The following is a 17,891-nucleotide window of genomic DNA, read 5'->3' as shown; positions in this document are numbered from 1 at the left end:
GACCGGATGCCGTTCTTTCTGGTACCGCTCGTCGTCTTTCGGGTCATCCGGAAAGCGATGTGATCCGGGCTCACGTTTTTCATCGAAACGTGTCCGCGATTCGTTGCCTTCCCGATCCGGGGTGCGCCGAGCGGCCTCGGGCCGATTTCAACGGCCGGCTAGCCGTTTTCCGCGCTGACACATACCCCCCATTTCGATGAACGCGCACACGGGAACCGACTTCGACTACGCGTACATTCCGGGCGCGGCCGACATTTCGTCGGGCCCGAATCAATATGTCGCGCGTATCGCGCTGCTGCATCATTTCTGACGCCCATGCCGTTCGCGTAAGCTGCGCGGCTTCGCGAACGATACGCGCATTCATCCGGTCGCGCGTGATGATTCGATACATGCCGCTCGGTCGCCGACACGCGTTCCGGTTCGACAGGAACCGATCGATCGCGCTGCGGCGGGTGACCGACCCGCCGTCGTCGGCGACACCCCGCGATCCGCGGAGCGCTGCACCGCATGCGCGATCAAAGCGGAAGCACGGAAGTCTGCTTGATCCTCTGCATCGGAATCTCGGTCTTCACGCTCTGCACGCCGTCGATCCGGGTCAAGTGGTCGATCTGGAGTTTCCGATAGGCGTCGATGTCGGCCGTCACGACGCGCAGCAGGCAATCGCAATCGCCCGCCATCAGGTGGCACTCGAGAACCTGCGGAAGACGTTGAACCGCCTCCGTGAAACGGTCGACGGTTTTCGCGTCCTGGCTCGTCAGCCAGATGCGGACGAAGACGGTCAACCCCGCGCCGATCTTCGATGCGTCGAGCAGCGCCGCATAGCGCTCGATGACGCCGGCCTGTTCCAGCTGCCTGACGCGACGCAGGCACGGCGACGGCGACAAGCCCACTTTCTGCGCCAGTTCCACGTTCTGGATTCGCCCATCTTCCTGGAGCACGCGCAGAATGCGGCGGTCCATTTCGTCCAGCTCGATCATCGCCATTGATCCGACAGATTGGGTTGAGGCACGCGGTGCCCGAATGTTCGCTTCTTGAGGCACGGAATTGCCAAATCGCGCCCATCTTAAGTCGAACACGCAACCTGAAATTATTTTTTCTGCGATAAATTTTTGCCCGTAGCAGCCGGGACGGTCCCGCTGCCGATCAAGGGGCAAACGATGAGCACCGATTCCGTCCAGCATTTCGAATTCGAACAAAATCCTCACCCTGTCGCGGCGGCGGAGCGCGCCGCGCTGCTCGCCAATCCCGGTTTCGGCCGGGTCTTCACGGATCACATGGTGACGATCCGGTATTCGGCGGAACAAGGGTGGCATCAAGCGAAAATCGGGCCGCGCGAACCGTTCCGATTCGATCCGGCGACGCTCGTGCTGCACTACGCGCAGGAAATCTTCGAGGGCTTGAAAGCCTATCGGCTACCGGACGGCGGCGCGGCGCTGTTCCGTCCCGATGCGAATGCACGGCGCTTTCGCCATTCGGCCGAGCGGCTGTCGATGACGCCGTTGCCGGAGGCGATGTTCGTCGAATCGGTGCGTGCGCTGGTCCGGGCCGATCGCGACTGGATTCCGGCGTTCGACGGCGCGGCGCTGTATTTGCGTCCGTTCATGATCGCGACGGAGGCGGTGCTCGGTGTGAAGCCGTCGCCGGAGTATCTGTACTGCGTGATCGCGACGCCGGTCGGCGCGTACTTCAAGAGCGGCGCGTCGGGCGTGACGCTGTGGGTGTCCGAGCACTACACGCGGGCGGCGCCGGGCGGCACGGGCGACGCGAAATGCGGCGGCAACTACGCGGCGAGCCTGGCCGCACAGGCGGAGGCGATCCGCGAAGGCTGCGAGCAGGTGGTGTTTCTCGATGCGGTCGAACGCCGCTGGATCGAGGAGCTGGGCGGGATGAACGTGTTCTTCGTGTTCGACGACGGGTCGATCCAGACGCCGCCGCTGAACGGGACGATTCTGCCGGGCATCACGCGCGCGTCGTTGATCACGCTGGCCCGGGAACTGAATTACACGGTGCGGGAGGAAGGCTACACGATCGAGCAGTGGCAGGCGGATGCGCGCAGCGGTCGGCTGGTCGAGGCGTTCGCGTGCGGCACGGCGGCGGTCGTGACGGCGATCGGCCGGGTGAAGGGCCGCGCGTACGACTTCACGATCGGCGAAGGTGGCGCGGGACCGGTCACATCGCGCCTGAAGGCGGCGCTGCTCGATATCCAGAACGGGCGCGAAGCCGATCGCCACGGCTGGGTGGACCGCGTGTTTTGAATTCGGCAAGGCAGCCCGCGCGACCCGCGATGGCCGCCATGAAAGCTCGGCCGGTATCCCGGCCGGAAGTCGCCGCGCTGCCTCCTGGAATGCTTCGATCATGTCGGTTGTTTCGTTGTCGCGGGCCATTGACCGCCTGCTTATCGTCGATCCCGGTCTTCATCGGCTGCTGGGCGGGGCGCGCGCCGCACTGGCGAGCATGCTTGCCGGCGCGCTCGGCATTGCGTCGGCGCTGCACCTCGGTTTGGCGATCACCACCGGCGCCGTGGGCATACTTTTCGCGATGATCGCGCCGCTCTTTCTGCGCGATGCTCATCGGCTGGACTGGTATGAATCGCTTGCGTGGCAGTACGGCGTCGCATGCACGAGTTTCGCCGCGGCCGCCGTCGTGAGCGCGTGGCCCGCCGTCGGCAAGGCGGGTTTCGTGACCGTGCTGTTCTGTTCGATGCTGTGCCAGACCCGCGGGCCGCGCGCGATCGGGTGTGCGTTTCTCGCGATCGCGATGTACTACCTCGGCCTTTATCTGCATCCGACCGCGTTACAGGCGAGCCGCATGCTGGCAATGTCGATCGCGGGCCCCGCAAGCGTCGTGCTCGTGTGCCGGATGCTGTTGCCGGTGCACGCGGCGCCCACGCCCCGGCGCATCGCGCGCTCGGTATCGCTGCAGGCGGCGTGCATCGCACGCAGCGACGTGTCGCACGCCGGCTCACTGAATGCGATTGCACATCTTCTGGCGCTGAACGAAGCCGCCATCGCGCTCGAGCATCATGCATCGACACTCGATGAACACGACGCGCATGCATTGCACACCGCGCTCGTCGCATTGGAGATCGCGTCGGCCCGGCGCGTGCTGAAGCACGATCGGACCGATGCCGCCGCCTCGGCGCTACGCGCCGCGATCGTCCGCTTCGATTGCGTCGCCGACGCAGTGGCGGCGCGCATGGCCGCCGCCCGTCCGCCCGCGATGCCGCGGCCCGCGCGTGCGGTGCGGTGGAGCGCCGGCTGGCGCACGCTTGCATGGTTGCCGGCGTTCCGCGCCGCGGCAGCTGCGTGTGCCGCCATGCTGATCGGCGAGACGCTGTCGTCGGAGCGATGGATGTGGGCGGTGCTCAGCACGTTCGTCGTGTTCTTTGGCACGTATTCGTGCGCGGACACGATCTATCGCGGCGCGCAACGCGTCGCTGGCACGCTCGCCGGCGCGCTCGCGAGCGTACTCGTCGTCGGAGCCGTTCATCATGCGAATGCGCTCGTGGCGGTCGTCATGGGCGTGTGCGTGTTCGCCTGGGCGTACCACATCCTGCACGCCTATGGGCGCGGCGTTTTCTTTCTCACGGTGCTGATCGGCCTCGTCTATGCGCAACTCGGGTTCGAGATCGGCGCGCTGGCGGAACTGCGGATCGGGGAGGTGTTGATCGGCTGCGCGGTTTCGCTCGCGGCGGCGATGCTGGTGATGCCGCTGGCGGCGTCGCGCCACATCGCGACGCGCTCGCACGGCCTGTTGGCGGCGCTGCGCGAACTCGTGCACGAACACGACGACGGCACGCGGCCGGGGGCCGCGCACACGCGCGCGGCCGATCGCCGTTTTCACGACGTGCGCATGGCGATCAGGCCGCTGGCCGCGTGGCGCATGCTCCGCGTATCCGGCGATGCCCGACGGTTGTCGGACACGCTGCTGGTCTGCTGGCTTCATGGCCGAATCGTGGCGACGCTTCTGCCTGTTGAAGCCGGTGGCGCGGTGGCCGCCGTCGAGCGGCGTGCGCGCGCCGCCCTCGCCACGCGAATCGATACGTTGATGAGCGATCTGGATCGCAGCAGCCCGGTGCGACGCGACGCGGATGCGAACGTCGGGCACGCAACGCGCGCGATAGCCGGTGATCCTCCGTTACCGGCCCATCGGGAACTGGCTCGGCTCGACGCGAAGTTGAGCGAACTCAACCGGGCATTCGAGGATGCGCTGTTCGGACGAAATACCGGAGAGGCACGGCCGCATGGGTCTGACAGCAGCGTTCGCGCCACCGATGTTCGGGAAGCGATACGTTGTTCAGGCGTCTGAAGAATCGAGCGCCAGCCGGATCGCATCGCGCGACCTGCGCGTTGCCACGGCTGTCTGCATCGTGCGGAATAGCCCGACGAATCCCGCGTTGGCATTGAGCCCGAGTGTGGCGAACGGCTTTGAGTCGAGGATCGCGAGCGGGTCGCCGCTTCGCACGCGCTCGAGATCCGCTGCATCGAATTGCGGTTCACTGACGACGAACGCGTTGCCGAGATCGCCGACACCCTGCAGGTAATGCTGGAAGCAGGCCAGCAGCAGGGCTTCACGGCGCATGTCGCCGTTGCGCGCGAGCAGTGCCCCGATGGTCTTTTCATGAAACACCGGGATCTTCGACGCGCCGTCGTGCGCGACGCGCAGCAACTGGTCGCCCAGTGCGGCGTTGCGAAAGCGCGCGAGCGTATTTCCCGCATAGGCGGCCGCGGACACGCCGTGCGGCAGCGTGAGGATCGGGGCGACGTCCCGGGCAAGGAAGGTGTCGAGCAGCGCGGCGAGATCGCGATCGGCCATGGCGTCGTGGACGAAGCGATGTCCCAGCAGAATCGCCGGGTAAGCGAGCAACATGTGGGAAGCGTTCAGCATGCGCCCCTTCATGGCTTCGTACGCATGGACGTCGTCGCGCAATTCGACGCCCGCCGCGTCGAAGGCCGGGCGTCCGGCGCTGAAACTGTCCTCGACCACCCATTGCGAGAATGCTTCGGCAACGACGGGCGCCGTGTCGTCGATGCCTGACAACCGGTTGACGTGCAGGCGGACCGCGTCCGTCACCTGCGGCGCGATCCGGTCGACCATGCTGTTCGGGAACGCGACGTAACGCTCGATCCAGGCAGCGAGATCGACGTCGACCGCCCGCGCGAAATCGAGCACCGCGCGTCGCGCGGTATCGCCGTTGCCGCGCAGATTGTCGCAGGACATCACGGTGAACGGCAGCACGTTGGCGGCCCGGCGCCGTCTGAGCGCTTCGACGATGAACCCGAACGCGGTACGCGGTGGTCCTCCCAGAAGATCGTGCGCGACGTCGGGCGTATCGAACCGAAATGCGCCGGTCGTCTCGTCGAGGTTGTAACCGCCTTCCGTGATGGTCAGCGATACGATCCGGATCGCCGGATCGGCAAGCCGGGTCAGTACGACTTCCGGATCGGCCGGTGCGTGCAGATACTCGATCATCGCACCGATGACGCGCACGGCTGCCGCGCCGTCGCTCGAGAATTCCGTCAGCGTATAGAGGCCATCCTGCGCGCGAAGCGCGTCGGCCTTTGCGACCGAGGCCGGGCCGTTACCGAGGCCGATTCCGCATATTGCCCAGTTTGCGTGACCGGGCAGATGCAGCACATGGTCGATGTAGCGCGCCTGATGGGCGCGATGGAAATTGCCGACGCCGATATGCGCGATGCCTGCGGTCAGGCGACGACGGTCGTACGCGGGAACGGCGACGTGCGGCGCCGCGCGTCCGAGGGTTGCGTTGGAGAGCGGATGGAGCGGGCCGTCTTCGCGCGCCGGAGGGGATGCGTTGTCGTTCATGATCGCGAGGTGTTTCTCGATGAGGAAGGTCAGGCGCGTTCGCGCAACGCGGGCGTCGTGTCGTGCATGCGCCGCAGCCAGCGTTCGACGAGCGACGGCAGCGCGGCCATGTCGTTGAATACGACGTATGCACCCGCGGCGTGCAACTTGTCCGTTTGCGTTCGTGCCGCGTGCGCGGCGCCCACGAAGCCGAGCACGGTCATGCCGGCGGCGATCGCGGCGGCCGTCCCCGTCGCGCTGTCTTCGACGACGACGCACCGTTCGGGCGCGACATGCATGCGACGGGCGGCGGCCAGATAGACGTCGGGTGCGGGCTTGGGCGACGGCACCTGGTCGGCCGTGAACAGGCGTTCGCCGAACATGTCGGCCAGGCCGATCCGGTCGACCACGCTGCGCACGTAGGCAAGATCGCTGTTGCTCGCGCACGCCTTGACGAGCGGGATGGCGGCGAACGCGTCGCGCACGCCGTCGATGGCCGGCGCATTCACCGCGTTTGCATGCACGTCCATGCGGATCGCGTCGACCGTGTCGTCGTCGAGCGGCCGATCGACGATGGTTGCGACCGTGCGCAGCAGTTGCTCGGCTCGCATGCCGAGCAGGGGGCGCACGACGTCGCGAAGGCCGGCGAGGCCCCAGAGATGCTCGAGGCGCGTCACGATGATGCGTGCGGCGATGGCCTCGCTATCGACGAGCACGCCGTCGCAATCGCTGATCAGCGCATGATCCGAAAGTTGGCGTGTGGCAATGCGTTCGTTCATGTTGGTTTCCGTGACGAGAAGGCGGGAAAGACGCGGCTCGCTTGATCCGGCTCGCTCATGAATGGCGCGGCCCGAACGTTCCGCGCTTCAATGCGCGTTCGATGTCCTCGAGGCTGCGCCCGCGCGTTTCCGGCACCATCGAGTAGATGAACACCCATGCGAGCGCGTTGAGGCACGCGTACGCCCACATCGCCCCGCCGACACCGAGCCATTGGGTCACGGTCAATGCCGTGCCGGTCAGCAGCAGGTTCGAGCCCCATAGCATCGCGGCGTGCGCGCCGGTGGCCTGGTTGCGGATGGCGACGGGGTAGATTTCGGCGCCCGTCAGCCAGCCGATGACCTGGATACCGCCGGCGTTGAACACCATGAACGCGATCAGGCAGATGACGATCCACAGTTGCTGCATGGGCAAGGCGACGTCGCCGCGCAGCAGGCAGCCAAGCAGCACGAGGCTGGCTGCCGCGACGGGCAGCGTCGCCAGGCTGAGCGTGCGGCGGCCGACATGGTCGACGATCAGCTTGCCGATGAAGGTCATCACGAGATACGTCATGGCGACGCCGAGCGCGGCCCAGAGCGATGCCGACGCGCCGAACCCCGCGTCGCGAAGGAACGTCGGCGTGTAATAGATCATCATCTCGATGCCGCTGAGCTGGGTGAACGCGGCGACGCCGAGGCCCGCAACGAGGGCGGGGCGCACCCAGGGCTCGCGCATCGTGCGCCAGCCCGATGTCGCGCTGTTCTGCTGTCGCTCGACCACATCCCGAATATCGGCAATCTCGTGCCGGACGGCAGCTCGAGATTCCCGCACCTTCGACAACTCGCCATGCGCGTCGGCGATGCGATCCTGCTCCACGAGCCAGCGCGGGCTGCGCGGCAGCCGCGTCATGCCGATCATCAGGATCACTGACGGGACGACCGCGATGCCGATCATCGCCCGCCAGGAAAACAGGTCGTTACCCGCGACGCCGATCAATGCCGCGAGCAGGATGCCGATGCCGATCGACACGTTGAAGTAGGTGACCAGGCGGCCGCGCTTGTCCGGCTCCGCGAGTTCGGCGATGTAGGTCGGCACGATCTGCGTCGAGCCTCCGACCGCGAATCCGAGCACGAGCCGGGCAGCGGCAAGGGACCACACGTCGGGCGAGAGCGCGGCAGCCAGCACGCCGGCCGCATAGATCGCCGAGACGATCGTGATGGTCTTGCGGCGTCCGAGCGCGGCCGACATGCGGGTGCCGGCCAGCGCACCGATCACCGCGCCGAGCAGGATCGCCGCGGCGACGAGCTCCTGCGCGCGGTAATCGAGGCCGAAGTCTCGCGCGATGAGGGGCAGCGCGCCCGAAATGATGCCGGTGTCGTATCCATAGAGCCCGCCGGCGATCGCCGCGATCGATGCGACCGTACGCATGTAAGCGGACGGCGTGGGCCGGGGGCGGGCCGCGGGTGTGTCGGGAAGGGCGGAATCAGAAGCCATGACGGTTTTCCTTGTGATGCGGTTCGTCGCACGCGCGAACGAACGCGTGACGTGATGGCATGTGTCCGCTGCGGCAACAGTCGCCACCGCATGTGCGGCGGCGCTTCGATCGAGTCGCGCAGCGGGACGGCGCGGACGGACGCTCAGGCGAGCGCGTGGACGTCGCAGGACGGCATGCCGCCGCGTCGGGCAAATGGCAAGCGCCGATGAGAAGGACTTCCGGTTTGTACGGGGGGTGATTGCCTGGTCATGTCGGTCACCGAGTGGGGAAATCGCTCACGGCCCATCCAAACCGGTTTGGGTCGAGGGCGCGACGATTCCTCTGGTTGAGCACGATCTGAAGCCGCACTTGGAGCAAGGCGCCAGTGTCTCCTCTGGCGCTTCACGGCCTGCGTTGCAGGCGAACGATTCCGCCGTTGCCGGATGGAATCGTGTCGGTATTTCGGCGGACCGGTCGGTCAGGCGCCGAAACGGGGGATGCCAGCCGGGAGGGGCTGGCGGGCTAGGGTCTCGTGCCGAGCGATGCAAAGGAGCATGTCGCGCGAGGCATGAACAATTATCCAGAAACGGAGCAAAAGATCAAGTCTACAAAATCATGTCGAGCGAGCAGCCCGGGGCAGGGAGCGGGGCAATTCCGCGATCCGATCCTTTCACGTGCGCTCGAGCATCTTGAGCGCCGCGGCGGCCGCCCCCGCACGGGCCTCGACATGCAACTTGCGGAACAGGTGTTCGAGATGCTTGTTCACCGTGCGCGGGGCGATGCCGAGATCGCGGCGGCGTGCCAACGTGTCGGGTGTGTTCTCGATCACGGGCGAGCGCCACGAAGTGCCCCCACGCGAGGTACCGTACAACCCGCTCGTGCTGATCGACAATCGCGGCGAGATCATGCAGCAAGAAAGTTTTCAATGATTCGCGCAACTTCGGCCGGTGCCTCTAGCGGCGCCAAATGGCCGACACCGGGAAGAACGTGCATGGTCGCCTGCGGAATGCGCGGCAACAGTTCCGTCCGTAACGTGACCACGCGATCCACCTGGTCCAGTTCGCCGGAGATGACGATCGTCGGAACGTCGATCGAAGCTACTGCAGCACGGATATCCTCGCGCATTGCCACCTCCGGCCAAGCGGCTTTAGCTTGCGGCGCAGCGTTCAGGCTATCCTCGATGATCATTTCACGACAGGCGGCGTCGAGCGGTTTGGCGGTGAGTACGTGGTCGATGACGAATTCGACCGACTCGCGCGATCGATAGGCGCCCGTCAGCGTCGCACGTTCGTCAGCGGAAAGCAGCATCGGCGACGGGGGGGATGGCGCGACGAGCACGAGGCCTTGAAGCCCGTTCGGCCGTCGCGACGCGATGAACTGCGCGACCTTGCCGCCCATGGAATGACCGACGAGTACGTAGCGTTGCAAATCCAATGTCTCGATGATGCCCTCGGCGTCTGCCGCGAGATCGGCAATGCCATAGCCATCCGCTGGTGCAGCGGACTTGCCCCAGCCCCGATGATCGGTGGCAACGGTGCGATATCGGCTCGATAACCGGTCTGTCACACGTTGCCATGTCCGCGACGAGCCGCCGTAGTAATGCAGGAACACCAGGGCAGGATCGCCGTGGCCGGCTTGAGTGACGTGGATTCGCGTGCCATTCACTTCGATTTCCATTTGCGCTACCTCTTCTCGGTTGGATGAGGCAATCGTAGCGTCGAGCCTGCAACTTGATAATTGCGCGCGGGATAGCGGCAGTCGATAATGGCGTGATCGAATCAGCTTGATGCAAAAATGGACCGATTGACCAGCCTTGGCGTGTTCGTCGCTGCGGTCGAAGAGGGCAGTCTGGCTGCGGCCGCGCGGCGTTTCGGGTTGTCGCCGGCCATGGCGGGAAAACATGTGAGTGCGATCGAAGCCCAACTGAATGCGCGGCTTCTACAACGAACCACGCGGCGCTTGAGTCTGACCGATATCGGTCAGACATACTACGTTCGCAGCAAGCAAATTCTGGAAGCGTTTGAAGACGCCGGCCGGGAAGCGCACGATTCGCAACGCACGGCGCGCGGCGTGTTGCGAATCGCGGCGCCTGTCACGTTCGGTGCGATGCACTTGGGCGAGGTCACTGCCCGCTATCTCGAGGACCACCCGCAGGTCAACGTGGAAGTGCTGCTCGGCGACCGTTATGTCGACCTCCTGGAGGCCGGTATCGACGTCGCCATCCGGATCGGGAAGCTTCAGGGCAACGGGCTCGTTACAAGTCGCATCGCGCCATGTCGAATGGTTATGTGCGCGTCCCCCGCGTACATCGAGCGGCATGGAACACCGCGTAGGCCAAGTGATTTACGTCATGCGCAGCGGCTCGTCTTCAGCGAAGCCGTCTCGGCCGGAGATTGGACGCTATTCGATGCGAAAAACCGGGCGCATGTGATCGAAGGGCCCTGTCGAGTCGCCGCCAACAACACCCAAATGCTCATGTCTGCCGCGTTGGCGGGCGCTGGCGTCGCGTACGGCCCCACCTTCGTCTTCGGGGAGCATCTGCGGCGAGGCGAGCTCGTCGCCCTGCTGCCGAACTACCGAGCGACCGAGTTGGCGATACAGGCGGTCTACCCGAGTGCGCGGCGCATACCGCTCAAGGTTCGACGGTTCGTTGACTACCTGACCGCAGCGTTCGGCAACGAGCCACCTTGGGATCGAAGTATGAAAGAGTAGTCTTGTTTCCGGCGATCGGTACAAGGGCGTGTAACCCCTATCGTATACAAGCCGTTTCGTGTGCGGCCCGACGTGGTTCGATACGAGGACGAAGCGGGGTTTGTCGTCCCCGGTTGCCGACGCCTTGCGCTTGCAAGTACCACCGTCACGTTCCGAGCGTCGACATCAAATAATCGATCACCACCCTGACTCGCGCCGGTACGCGTCGACCGGCTGGATAGACGAGGTGGGTTGCCATGCGTTCCGGCTGAAATTCAGGCAGGAGGACTTCGACTTGTCCGGCATCGATTTCGGCTCCGAAGAGCCATCGTGGGGCCTGCGCAATGCCGAGCCCGTGCAGGACCGCTGCGCGCACCTGCTCTGCGTCGCCGGTCAAAAACGATCCGTGCGGAACCCGATGAACGGTTTCCCTTCCGACCTTGAAGCGCCAAGGTCGGCGCTCGTGGTTTCGAGCGAAGACCACGCCTGTATGTCCGTCCAGATCGGCCAGCCGGGTAGGCCTGCCTTTGGCCGCGAGATAGCCCGGACTGGCGACGAGCAGCGATTCCGTCTCCGATAGTTTTCTCGCTGTCAGCGAGGAATCCATCAGTGGCCCATGGCGGATCGCCAGATCCAATCCTTCGCCGACCAGATCGACCTGTCGCTCGGATACGGATAATTCGAGCGCAACGTGCGGATATTGTCGAAAAAAACCGGGAAGCAGTGGCGTCACGCATAGGCGGCCGTAGGCGGGCGCCGTCGTCAATTTAACCAGGCCTTGTGGAGATTGCTGCCGCGTCCCGACCGATGATTCCAGCGAATCGAAGCCCTCCATCAAGGGCTTGGCCGATTCATAGAACGCGTGGCCTGCCGCGGTGATCACTACCTGACGCGACGTTCGCAACACCAACTGAGCGCCGAGATACTCCTCCAGCGCGGCAATCTGCTTGCTTACGGTCGGTTGTCCAATGCCTTCCTCTCGCCCTACAGCGGAAAAACTGCCGCATTCGACCAGTCGAACGAACAGGCGAATTGCATTCAGGCGATCCATGAGTATTCGTATCGATCCATTCTGTACTGGAATCGATGGTATGCCGGGCGGCTGCGTTTCGGCAACAGGCGCACTTGTTTAACTTACGGCCTGTGCAGTTACCGCCATCACTGTTTGCCGCTGGAGAAACGCGTCATGAAAGCTATCTGCGTTACCGCTGAACGCTCGTTGGAAGTACGGGATATCCGGCCGCCGAGCCGGCCGGAAGCAGGCCATCTGCTGATCGACATGGAGGCATCTGCGATCAACCATGGCGACAAGTTGTTTTTGCGTGCGCGTGCCGACGGTAGCAACGCGCTCGCGGCGAGCCAGTACGGCGTGTGGGGCGCTTCCGGCGCCGGGACGGTGGTGGCGACGGGGGCCGGCGTTCCCGCGCGTTATATGGGTAGACGCGTCGCGATCTATCGCTCGCTGAACCGTAGCGCGTACAACATCGGGCTGTGGTGCGAAAAAGCGCAGGTGCCGTACACGAGCTGCCTGATCTTGCCCGAACACGTCAGCGCACGCGACTACTGCGGGTCGCTCGTGAACGTGATGACGGCCTACGCGTTTCTCGAAACGATTGCCGAGGCCGGGCACCGGGGCGTGATCGCCACGGCGGGGAACTCGGCAACCGGGCTGGCGCTCGCGGCACTCGCCCGTCGGAGAAACATGCCGACGATCTCCATGGTGAGGGGGCGGGCGGCGCAGGAAACGCTGCAACGCTGCGGTATCGAGCATGTCGTGCGCACCGGTGAAGACTTTGTCGACACGCTCGGAAAGCTGTCCTCCGAGCTTGGAACGACGGCTGTATTCGATGGCGTGGGCGGTGTGCTGACCGGCCAGATGGCAACCTGTTTGCCGATGCGCTCGTCGATATATTTCTACGGCACGATGGCCGGCCCCGTTCCGTTTCCCGTGTCGGCGCCGCTTTTCATGACGAAGGATCTGTCGATGCGGCGTTTCAGCAATTTCGAAAGCCGGACGGTGCGAGAGCACGACAGGTTGGTGGCTGCTCTGAGTGCGCTCGAGGGCATGATCGGCGACCCGGTGTTCAGGACGCGCGTCGGCCAGGAATTCAGCCTTGATCGGATTGACGACGCCATGGCGTACGAATCGATCGACGGTCGAAAGGCGGTACTGACAAGCCGATCATGAAGCCATCGATGGGGCGTATCGGTTTCGGGTTCGCCCGTCGATGCGCCTGCCACGCGATAGTCGGGAAGCCGGTGTTTCATGGCGGCGGCAAGTCCGGCCGAGCTTGCTTGATATCGTGGCCGGGATGCCGATTCGCATCGATTTTGATTGACCCGCCGGCGCCCGCACCGGCGCCGCGCTGCGCAAGTTCCGATGCGGGCGTCCGGCGGCTAGAAACGATGCAACATGCCCATGCGATAGACCATCTGGTTCGGCCCTGACGACGCGCCAGCCGACGCATCCACGATCTGTGCCTCGTCGAAGCTGGTCCCGGTACGCGCGCTGACGACATGCTGCCACGCACCTTGCAGATACAGCGACGTGCGTTTGCTCAGGTCATAGTCGAGCATCAGGGCGATCTGGTGCCACTTGGGCACATATTTCGTGTCGGACGTGTACAGATGCGCCATGGTGAACGTGTAGGCCGCTCCCAGCCACATGGCATGCGTGAAGTAGTACTGCGTGTTGAGTTCGAAGTTGTCGAATTTCCATGCATTCCACGTCGCGCCATTGCGCAGGGCGGTATTGTCGATCCATGCATTGCCGACGGGGTTGTAGACATCGACATGGGACCACGCGGCGCCGACGAGTACGTGGGTAAACTGGTAGGAAGCCGCCACGCCGATGTCCTGCTGCGACGACCCGTTGAAGAGATCGCCACCGGTGACCGCGCCACCCGCCGTGAGCCCCGGATTGTCGAGCTTCAGATAGGACGCAGCCGCAGTCAGGTTGCCGTTCTGGTAGTTCAGCGTGGCGCCCCACACGCGATTGTTCGAGAATCCGCCGGGCTGGTTGCTGAAGCCGTACATCGCTTCCGCGGTGAGTCCACGGTATGTCGGGGTCACATACTTGACGGCATTGTCGACGCGGAAATCCCAGTCCGTATTGTCGTTGTCGAACGGGTGGGTCGCGATGTCGCCCGCCCAGTTGCCGGCCGCCGTGATGCCGCCGAAGCCGAGCGCGTCGACGCTGGTGTCGTACTGGCGTCCGAGCGTGAGCGTGCCATAGCGTGAAGACGACAGGCCCACGAACGCCTGACGGCCGAACATGCTCGAATCCTGACCCAGCTTGCCGCTGTTCACGTTGAAGCCGTTTTCGAGCTGAAAGATGGCCTTGTCGCCGCCGCCGAGATCTTCACTGCCTTTCAAGCCCCAGCGGCTGCCGAAGGTGTCTCCGCTCGACAGCTGCCATGCGCGATGACCGCCTGCGTTGGTCGTGAAGTTGAGGCCTTCGTCTATCAGCCCGTATAGCGTGATGCTCTGCTGTGCGTGCGCCGCACCGGCGAGCAGGAGTGCCGGCGCGAATGCGAGCCAGCGCAATTTCATCGATTGACGTTTCATTTAGTTGCTCTGATGGTGTGGTTGGATAGTCGGCACCGGATAGCGCTGACGTCGATGTCGTCCCGAGATGCGATTTCGGCGGACGAGGCAGTGTAGGCAGAGGAAAAGCGGTCGCCGCAACGTGCACGGAAAGACAATCTTTCAGTATTCGAAAGTGTCATGTACCGCTAAATGTCGTGCGAAAAGATGGAGTGTCGTGAAGCGCTCGATGGCGCTCACACGCTTGGCGACGTGTTGTTTTAAATTTTCCTCCGGTTGACATCGAGATTTTATTCGGGTGAAACGTCGGCATGTCGGAAAAGTCGATCCACGTGGCGATCTGCCGATCACCGTCGACGATCGAGGCGGATCAATTCAAAAAAAGCGCGCGGCCGCGAGGCTCGCGCGCAAACTCGGAGAACGGTTGCCGGAGAGGATTCAGTTACCGCTCGACGCGACGGTATTGGCGGCCCCGACGCAATCCTGCCGGTACTTCTGCATCAGGCGCGCCTGCGCCGAATCGATATCGTCGGGATAGCTGCTTTCGTCGCCGGACGACGGGTTGTAGCCGACCGACTCCAGCTCGTTCAGTTCATTGACGAGCTGCCGGTGCGAGACCGGGCCTTTCGCGTGCACGAACGGATAGTCGTGGCATTGCGCCGACGTGAGTTTCGTCTCGGCATGTGCGAAGACGCTCAATGCGAGCATCGCGGCGCAAGCGAGGTAACGGACGGGGTGATTCATCTTCGGCTCCTGGATAGCGTTGGGTCGAGGCCGCACGGCAGGGAGCCTGCGGCGGCCGCAGGACGAAGATTACGGAGGGAGGGCTATCTAAACCGCAGCGCGATGATGAAACATGTTTTAGGCAAGCCCGGATCGTGCCATGCACGGGCTGCCCGATGCACGGGAAGTTAAAGAATCCTTCATGCGCGTGTTTCCGGATGGTTAGGAACAGCGGCGTATCGTCGAGCAACGAATCGATCGATGCCGCGCACAAGGAGGGAATGCAATGAAGTCAATCGTCATGATGGCTGGACTCGTCGCGCTGGCGTGTGCGTCGCTACCGGCGTTCGCGAAGGTGCAGGGCACCGGGCTCGCGGTCGCCGATGTGACGCTCGCGCACGCGAAAGCCGAGCAGCGGGATCGTGCAAGCGATGCCGCACGTGATCTCGCATCGCATCGCGCGGACAAATCGGGCACACGATCGCACCAGGGCTGATGTCGCGTTGCGGCGCTTCGTACGGCGCGTGTCCACGACGGCCGGCGCACGATGTTGCCGGACATGAAACTTTCTTCATGAAGCGGATGCGCATCTTTTACGCGTGCGCGTATAAGCTCGACTCGAGCGCGTTCGACCGTCGGATATCGACACGCAACTCCCTTTCGACGAAGACGAGAATCGTACATGGCATCATCAGCTTTCCCGGTCAACGAGCCCGCGCTGCCTGACGAGCCGGCCGAGGGCCGAGCGGCCATAGCACACGTACTCGCGATCGAAGACGACGAAATCACCGCGAACGAAATAGTCGGGGAGCTGGAGAGGCGTGGCTTTACGGTCGAATGGGTGGCGAACGGGCGCGACGGCATGGCCCGCGCGCTCGGCAACGAGTTCGACGTGATCACGCTCGATCGGATGCTCCCGGTCGTCGACGGTCTCACGATCCTGACCACGATGCGCAGCGTCGGCGTGCGCACCCCCGTGCTGATGCTGAGTGCGCTCGGCGATGTCGACGAGCGGGTTCGCGGGTTGCGCGCGGGCGGCGACGACTACCTGACCAAACCGTTCGATCCCGAGGAAATGGCCGCTCGCCTGGAGGTGCTGCTGCGGCGCAGCCACGCCGCGCCGGCCGCGCTCGACACGACGCTGGTCGTGGGTCCGCTCAAGCTCGACCTGATCTCGCGCAAGGTGTTTCGCGACGGCGAAGAAATCGTGTTGCTGCCGACCGAATATCGCGTGCTCGAATACATGATGCGCAATGCCGGGCAGACCATCACGCGGACGATGCTGTTCGAGGCCGTATGGGGCTATCACTTCGATCCCGGCACGAACCTGATCGAAGTGCACATGGGCCGGTTGCGCCGGAAGATCGATCCACCCGATGCGAAGCAGATGATCCAGACGGTACGCGGTGCAGGGTATCGCCTTGGCTGAGCCGGCTCCCGTGGCGTCCGTCGCGCATCACGTCCACCCGGCACCCGCGCGACGCTGGTATTCGAGTACGTTTCGGCTCGTGTCGGTCTATGCGGTCACGTTCTCGGTGTCGGTCATGCTGCTGCTCGGTTTCATCGCATCGGTGATCACGCACGACATGGAGCGGGAAACCGATACGGTGATCGACTGGCAGATGATCTACTTCGATTCGATACAGGACGGCCAGCTTCCCGCCGCGATCCAGCATCGGATCGAGCACGAGCGAATGCACACCAACTACTACGGACTCTTTACCGCGGACGGCAGGCATATTGCCGGCGATGTGCTGGCGTTGCCCGCGGGCATGCGGCCGACCCGCAACGGCGTGACGCTCGATCATACGATGCCGATCTCGGGAGACCAGGTGCCGCCGGTCGTGCGCGCGATGGCGGAGCGGCGTGCGAACGGCGACGTGCTGGTGCTCGGTCGCGACCTCACGCATATCCTGCGGATCCGCGCGGCGATCATCCAGGCGCTGGTCGGCGGCGGGCTGCTTTGCCTGGGCGCGGGCGTCGTGGGCGGCTTGATGCTGAGCGTGCGGCAAATGCGGCGTCTGAAAGAGGTCCGGCGCATCACGCAGGGCATTGCGCAGGGCGACCTCGGCCAGCGGCTGCCGGTCGGCGGACACGACGAGATCGATCTGCTGTCCCATCTCGTCAACCACATGCTCGAGGAGATCGAGCGCCTGATGAACGAGGTCAAGGGTGTCTGCGACGGTATCGCGCATGACTTGCGAACCCCGCTCGCGCACGTGCACACGCTGCTCGCGCAGGCGGCGCAGCGCGCGGCGCGGTTCGACGATGCCGTGCTGGCGAATCTCGTTTCGCGTGCGCGCAACGAGACCGACGTGTTGCTCGGCCGTTTCCGCGCGATGCTGCGTATCGCCGAAATCGGCTCGTTGCAGCGGCGAGGCGGATTCGCGGCGCTGTCGCTGGAGGATCTGGTGCTGGACGTCGGGCAGTTGTTCGAACCGCTCGCGGACAGTCGCGCGATCCGCTTCGTGCAGGCCGTCGAGCCGGTCGCGCGGATACACGGCGATCGCGCCCTCTTGTTCGAGGCACTGAGCAATCTGCTCGACAACGCGCTCAAGTACACGACGTCGGGCGATACGGTACGCCTCGAACTTCACGACACGCCGTGCGGTCCGCGCATCGACGTGATCGACAATGGCCCGGGCATCGCGGCCGACGAGCGCGAGGCGGTGCTGCGGTATCGGTACCGCAGCCGCCGTACCGGGCATCTCGCCGGGGCCGGGCTCGGCCTGAGCATCGTGTCGACGGTCGTCAACGTGCACGATTTCACGTTGCGCATAGGCAATGCCGAGCCCGGCACGCGCGTGACGATCGAATGCTGGCCGAGGTCGCTGGGATGACGGCCGTCCGGACGAGGCCGCATGTGCCTGCGTATTCCAGCCGCGAGGCCGGTTGA

15 protein-coding genes and 3 pseudogenes are annotated in these 17,891 nt (G+C 64.4%); 9 read left to right on the top strand and 9 right to left on the bottom strand.

Features of this window, described 5'->3' with window-relative positions:
• Window positions 1-193: 193 nt before the first annotated feature.
• Window positions 194-310: pseudogene (locus tag QZM15_RS03950) on the top strand (porin); the annotation flags it as partial.
• Between the two features lie 205 nt (window positions 311-515).
• Here the strand turns inward: QZM15_RS03950 and QZM15_RS03945 are convergent.
• The gene (locus QZM15_RS03945; RefSeq protein WP_060311668.1) at window positions 516-974 is read right to left on the bottom strand and encodes an Lrp/AsnC family transcriptional regulator; all 459 of its coding nucleotides are present in this window, start codon (window positions 972-974) and stop codon (window positions 516-518) included.
• A gap of 183 nt (window positions 975-1,157) precedes the next feature.
• Between QZM15_RS03945 and QZM15_RS03940 the strand changes: the two genes are divergently transcribed.
• Window positions 1,158-2,255, top strand: a complete 1,098-nt coding sequence (locus QZM15_RS03940; RefSeq protein ID WP_060310796.1) for a branched-chain amino acid aminotransferase — start codon at window positions 1,158-1,160, stop codon at window positions 2,253-2,255.
• A 100-nt stretch (window positions 2,256-2,355) separates the two neighbouring features.
• A complete protein-coding gene (locus QZM15_RS03935; protein ID WP_302105852.1) occupies window positions 2,356-4,308 on the top strand; it encodes an FUSC family protein in 1,953 nt (650 codons plus the stop codon).
• Here the strand turns inward: QZM15_RS03935 and QZM15_RS03930 are convergent.
• The 4 genes and pseudogenes from QZM15_RS03930 to QZM15_RS03915 form a co-directional block, all read right to left on the bottom strand.
• Window positions 4,297-5,826, bottom strand: a complete 1,530-nt coding sequence (locus tag QZM15_RS03930; RefSeq protein ID WP_302105851.1) for a mannitol dehydrogenase family protein — start codon at window positions 5,824-5,826, stop codon at window positions 4,297-4,299. The two genes, QZM15_RS03935 and QZM15_RS03930, sit on opposite strands and share 12 nt — an antisense overlap.
• Before the next feature lie 29 nt (window positions 5,827-5,855).
• Window positions 5,856-6,584: an HAD family phosphatase gene (locus tag QZM15_RS03925; RefSeq protein WP_302105850.1), complete on the bottom strand. Its 729-nt coding sequence runs from the start codon at window positions 6,582-6,584 to the stop codon at window positions 5,856-5,858.
• 55 nt (window positions 6,585-6,639) lie between these two features.
• Window positions 6,640-8,055: a sugar porter family MFS transporter gene (locus tag QZM15_RS03920; RefSeq protein WP_302105849.1), complete on the bottom strand. Its 1,416-nt coding sequence runs from the start codon at window positions 8,053-8,055 to the stop codon at window positions 6,640-6,642.
• 650 nt (window positions 8,056-8,705) lie between these two features.
• Window positions 8,706-8,822 (bottom strand): annotated as a pseudogene (locus QZM15_RS03915) (LuxR C-terminal-related transcriptional regulator); the annotation flags it as partial.
• Between the two features lie 7 nt (window positions 8,823-8,829).
• Here QZM15_RS03915 and amiE point away from each other — a divergent pair.
• A pseudogene (gene amiE / locus QZM15_RS03910) lies at window positions 8,830-8,949 on the top strand (aliphatic amidase); the annotation flags it as partial.
• On the opposite strand, the gene QZM15_RS03905 reads toward amiE, so the two are convergent.
• Window positions 8,939-9,712 (bottom strand): alpha/beta fold hydrolase, encoded by a 774-nt coding sequence (locus tag QZM15_RS03905; RefSeq protein WP_059584943.1) that lies wholly within the window; start codon window positions 9,710-9,712, stop codon window positions 8,939-8,941. The pseudogene amiE and the gene QZM15_RS03905 sit on opposite strands and share 11 nt — an antisense overlap.
• 117 nt (window positions 9,713-9,829) lie before the next feature.
• On the opposite strand from QZM15_RS03905, the gene QZM15_RS03900 reads away from it, so the two are divergent.
• Window positions 9,830-10,747 (top strand): LysR family transcriptional regulator, encoded by a 918-nt coding sequence (locus tag QZM15_RS03900; protein ID WP_302105848.1) that lies wholly within the window; start codon window positions 9,830-9,832, stop codon window positions 10,745-10,747.
• Window positions 10,748-10,892: 145 nt separating this feature from the next.
• Here the strand turns inward: QZM15_RS03900 and QZM15_RS03895 are convergent, their stop codons facing one another.
• The gene (locus tag QZM15_RS03895) at window positions 10,893-11,777 is read right to left on the bottom strand and encodes a LysR family transcriptional regulator (protein WP_302105847.1); all 885 of its coding nucleotides are present in this window, start codon (window positions 11,775-11,777) and stop codon (window positions 10,893-10,895) included.
• Between the two features lie 135 nt (window positions 11,778-11,912).
• On the opposite strand from QZM15_RS03895, the gene QZM15_RS03890 reads away from it, so the two are divergent.
• Window positions 11,913-12,914, top strand: a complete 1,002-nt coding sequence (locus tag QZM15_RS03890; protein WP_302105846.1) for a zinc-binding dehydrogenase — start codon at window positions 11,913-11,915, stop codon at window positions 12,912-12,914.
• A 209-nt stretch (window positions 12,915-13,123) separates the two neighbouring features.
• Here the strand turns inward: QZM15_RS03890 and QZM15_RS03885 are convergent, their stop codons facing one another.
• On the bottom strand, window positions 13,124-14,293 hold the full coding sequence (locus QZM15_RS03885) for a porin (protein ID WP_302105845.1): 1,170 nt from the start codon (window positions 14,291-14,293) through the stop codon (window positions 13,124-13,126).
• A 417-nt stretch (window positions 14,294-14,710) separates the two neighbouring features.
• On the bottom strand, window positions 14,711-15,016 hold the full coding sequence (locus tag QZM15_RS03880) for a DUF4148 domain-containing protein (RefSeq protein ID WP_302105844.1): 306 nt from the start codon (window positions 15,014-15,016) through the stop codon (window positions 14,711-14,713).
• Window positions 15,017-15,281: 265 nt separating this feature from the next.
• On the opposite strand from QZM15_RS03880, the gene QZM15_RS03875 reads away from it, so the two are divergent.
• The 3 genes from QZM15_RS03875 to QZM15_RS03865 all read left to right on the top strand — a co-directional run bounded on the left by QZM15_RS03875 (window position 15,282) and on the right by QZM15_RS03865 (window position 17,835).
• The gene (locus QZM15_RS03875) at window positions 15,282-15,491 is read left to right on the top strand and encodes a hypothetical protein (protein WP_059639626.1); all 210 of its coding nucleotides are present in this window, start codon (window positions 15,282-15,284) and stop codon (window positions 15,489-15,491) included.
• A gap of 255 nt (window positions 15,492-15,746) precedes the next feature.
• Window positions 15,747-16,424 carry a response regulator transcription factor gene (locus tag QZM15_RS03870; protein ID WP_059639975.1) on the top strand — a complete coding sequence of 226 codons (678 nt, stop codon included), beginning with the start codon at window positions 15,747-15,749 and terminating at the stop codon, window positions 16,422-16,424.
• Between the two features lie 79 nt (window positions 16,425-16,503).
• Window positions 16,504-17,835 carry a HAMP domain-containing sensor histidine kinase gene (locus QZM15_RS03865; RefSeq protein WP_226093950.1) on the top strand — a complete coding sequence of 444 codons (1,332 nt, stop codon included), beginning with the start codon at window positions 16,504-16,506 and terminating at the stop codon, window positions 17,833-17,835.
• The last annotated feature ends 56 nt before the right edge of the window (window positions 17,836-17,891 follow it).

This window comes from Burkholderia sp. AU44665, assembly GCF_030504405.1.
Taxonomy (GTDB): domain Bacteria; phylum Pseudomonadota; class Gammaproteobacteria; order Burkholderiales; family Burkholderiaceae; genus Burkholderia; species Burkholderia semiarida.
Note: the sequence above shows the minus strand (reverse complement) of the source record. Positions and strands in the feature narration are given on the sequence as shown.

Excerpts from the sequence above, each read along its gene's own strand:
- QZM15_RS03895 (WP_302105847.1), bottom strand. The coding sequence starts at position 11,777 with ATGGATCGCCTGAATGCAATTCGCCTGTTCGTTCGACTGGTCGAATGC.
- QZM15_RS03920 (WP_302105849.1), bottom strand. The coding sequence starts at position 8,055 with ATGGCTTCTGATTCCGCCCTTCCCGACACACCCGCGGCCCGCCCCCGG.
- QZM15_RS03905 (WP_059584943.1), bottom strand. The coding sequence starts at position 9,712 with ATGGAAATCGAAGTGAATGGCACGCGAATCCACGTCACTCAAGCCGGC.
- QZM15_RS03925 (WP_302105850.1), bottom strand. The coding sequence starts at position 6,584 with ATGAACGAACGCATTGCCACACGCCAACTTTCGGATCATGCGCTGATC.
- QZM15_RS03930 (WP_302105851.1), bottom strand. The coding sequence starts at position 5,826 with ATGAACGACAACGCATCCCCTCCGGCGCGCGAAGACGGCCCGCTCCAT.
- QZM15_RS03880 (WP_302105844.1), bottom strand. The coding sequence starts at position 15,016 with ATGAATCACCCCGTCCGTTACCTCGCTTGCGCCGCGATGCTCGCATTG.
- QZM15_RS03875 (WP_059639626.1), top strand. The coding sequence starts at position 15,282 with ATGAAGTCAATCGTCATGATGGCTGGACTCGTCGCGCTGGCGTGTGCG.
- QZM15_RS03890 (WP_302105846.1), top strand. The coding sequence starts at position 11,913 with ATGAAAGCTATCTGCGTTACCGCTGAACGCTCGTTGGAAGTACGGGAT.
- QZM15_RS03935 (WP_302105852.1), top strand. The coding sequence starts at position 2,356 with ATGTCGGTTGTTTCGTTGTCGCGGGCCATTGACCGCCTGCTTATCGTC.
- QZM15_RS03940 (WP_060310796.1), top strand. The coding sequence starts at position 1,158 with ATGAGCACCGATTCCGTCCAGCATTTCGAATTCGAACAAAATCCTCAC.
- QZM15_RS03900 (WP_302105848.1), top strand. The coding sequence starts at position 9,830 with ATGGACCGATTGACCAGCCTTGGCGTGTTCGTCGCTGCGGTCGAAGAG.
- QZM15_RS03885 (WP_302105845.1), bottom strand. The coding sequence starts at position 14,293 with ATGAAACGTCAATCGATGAAATTGCGCTGGCTCGCATTCGCGCCGGCA.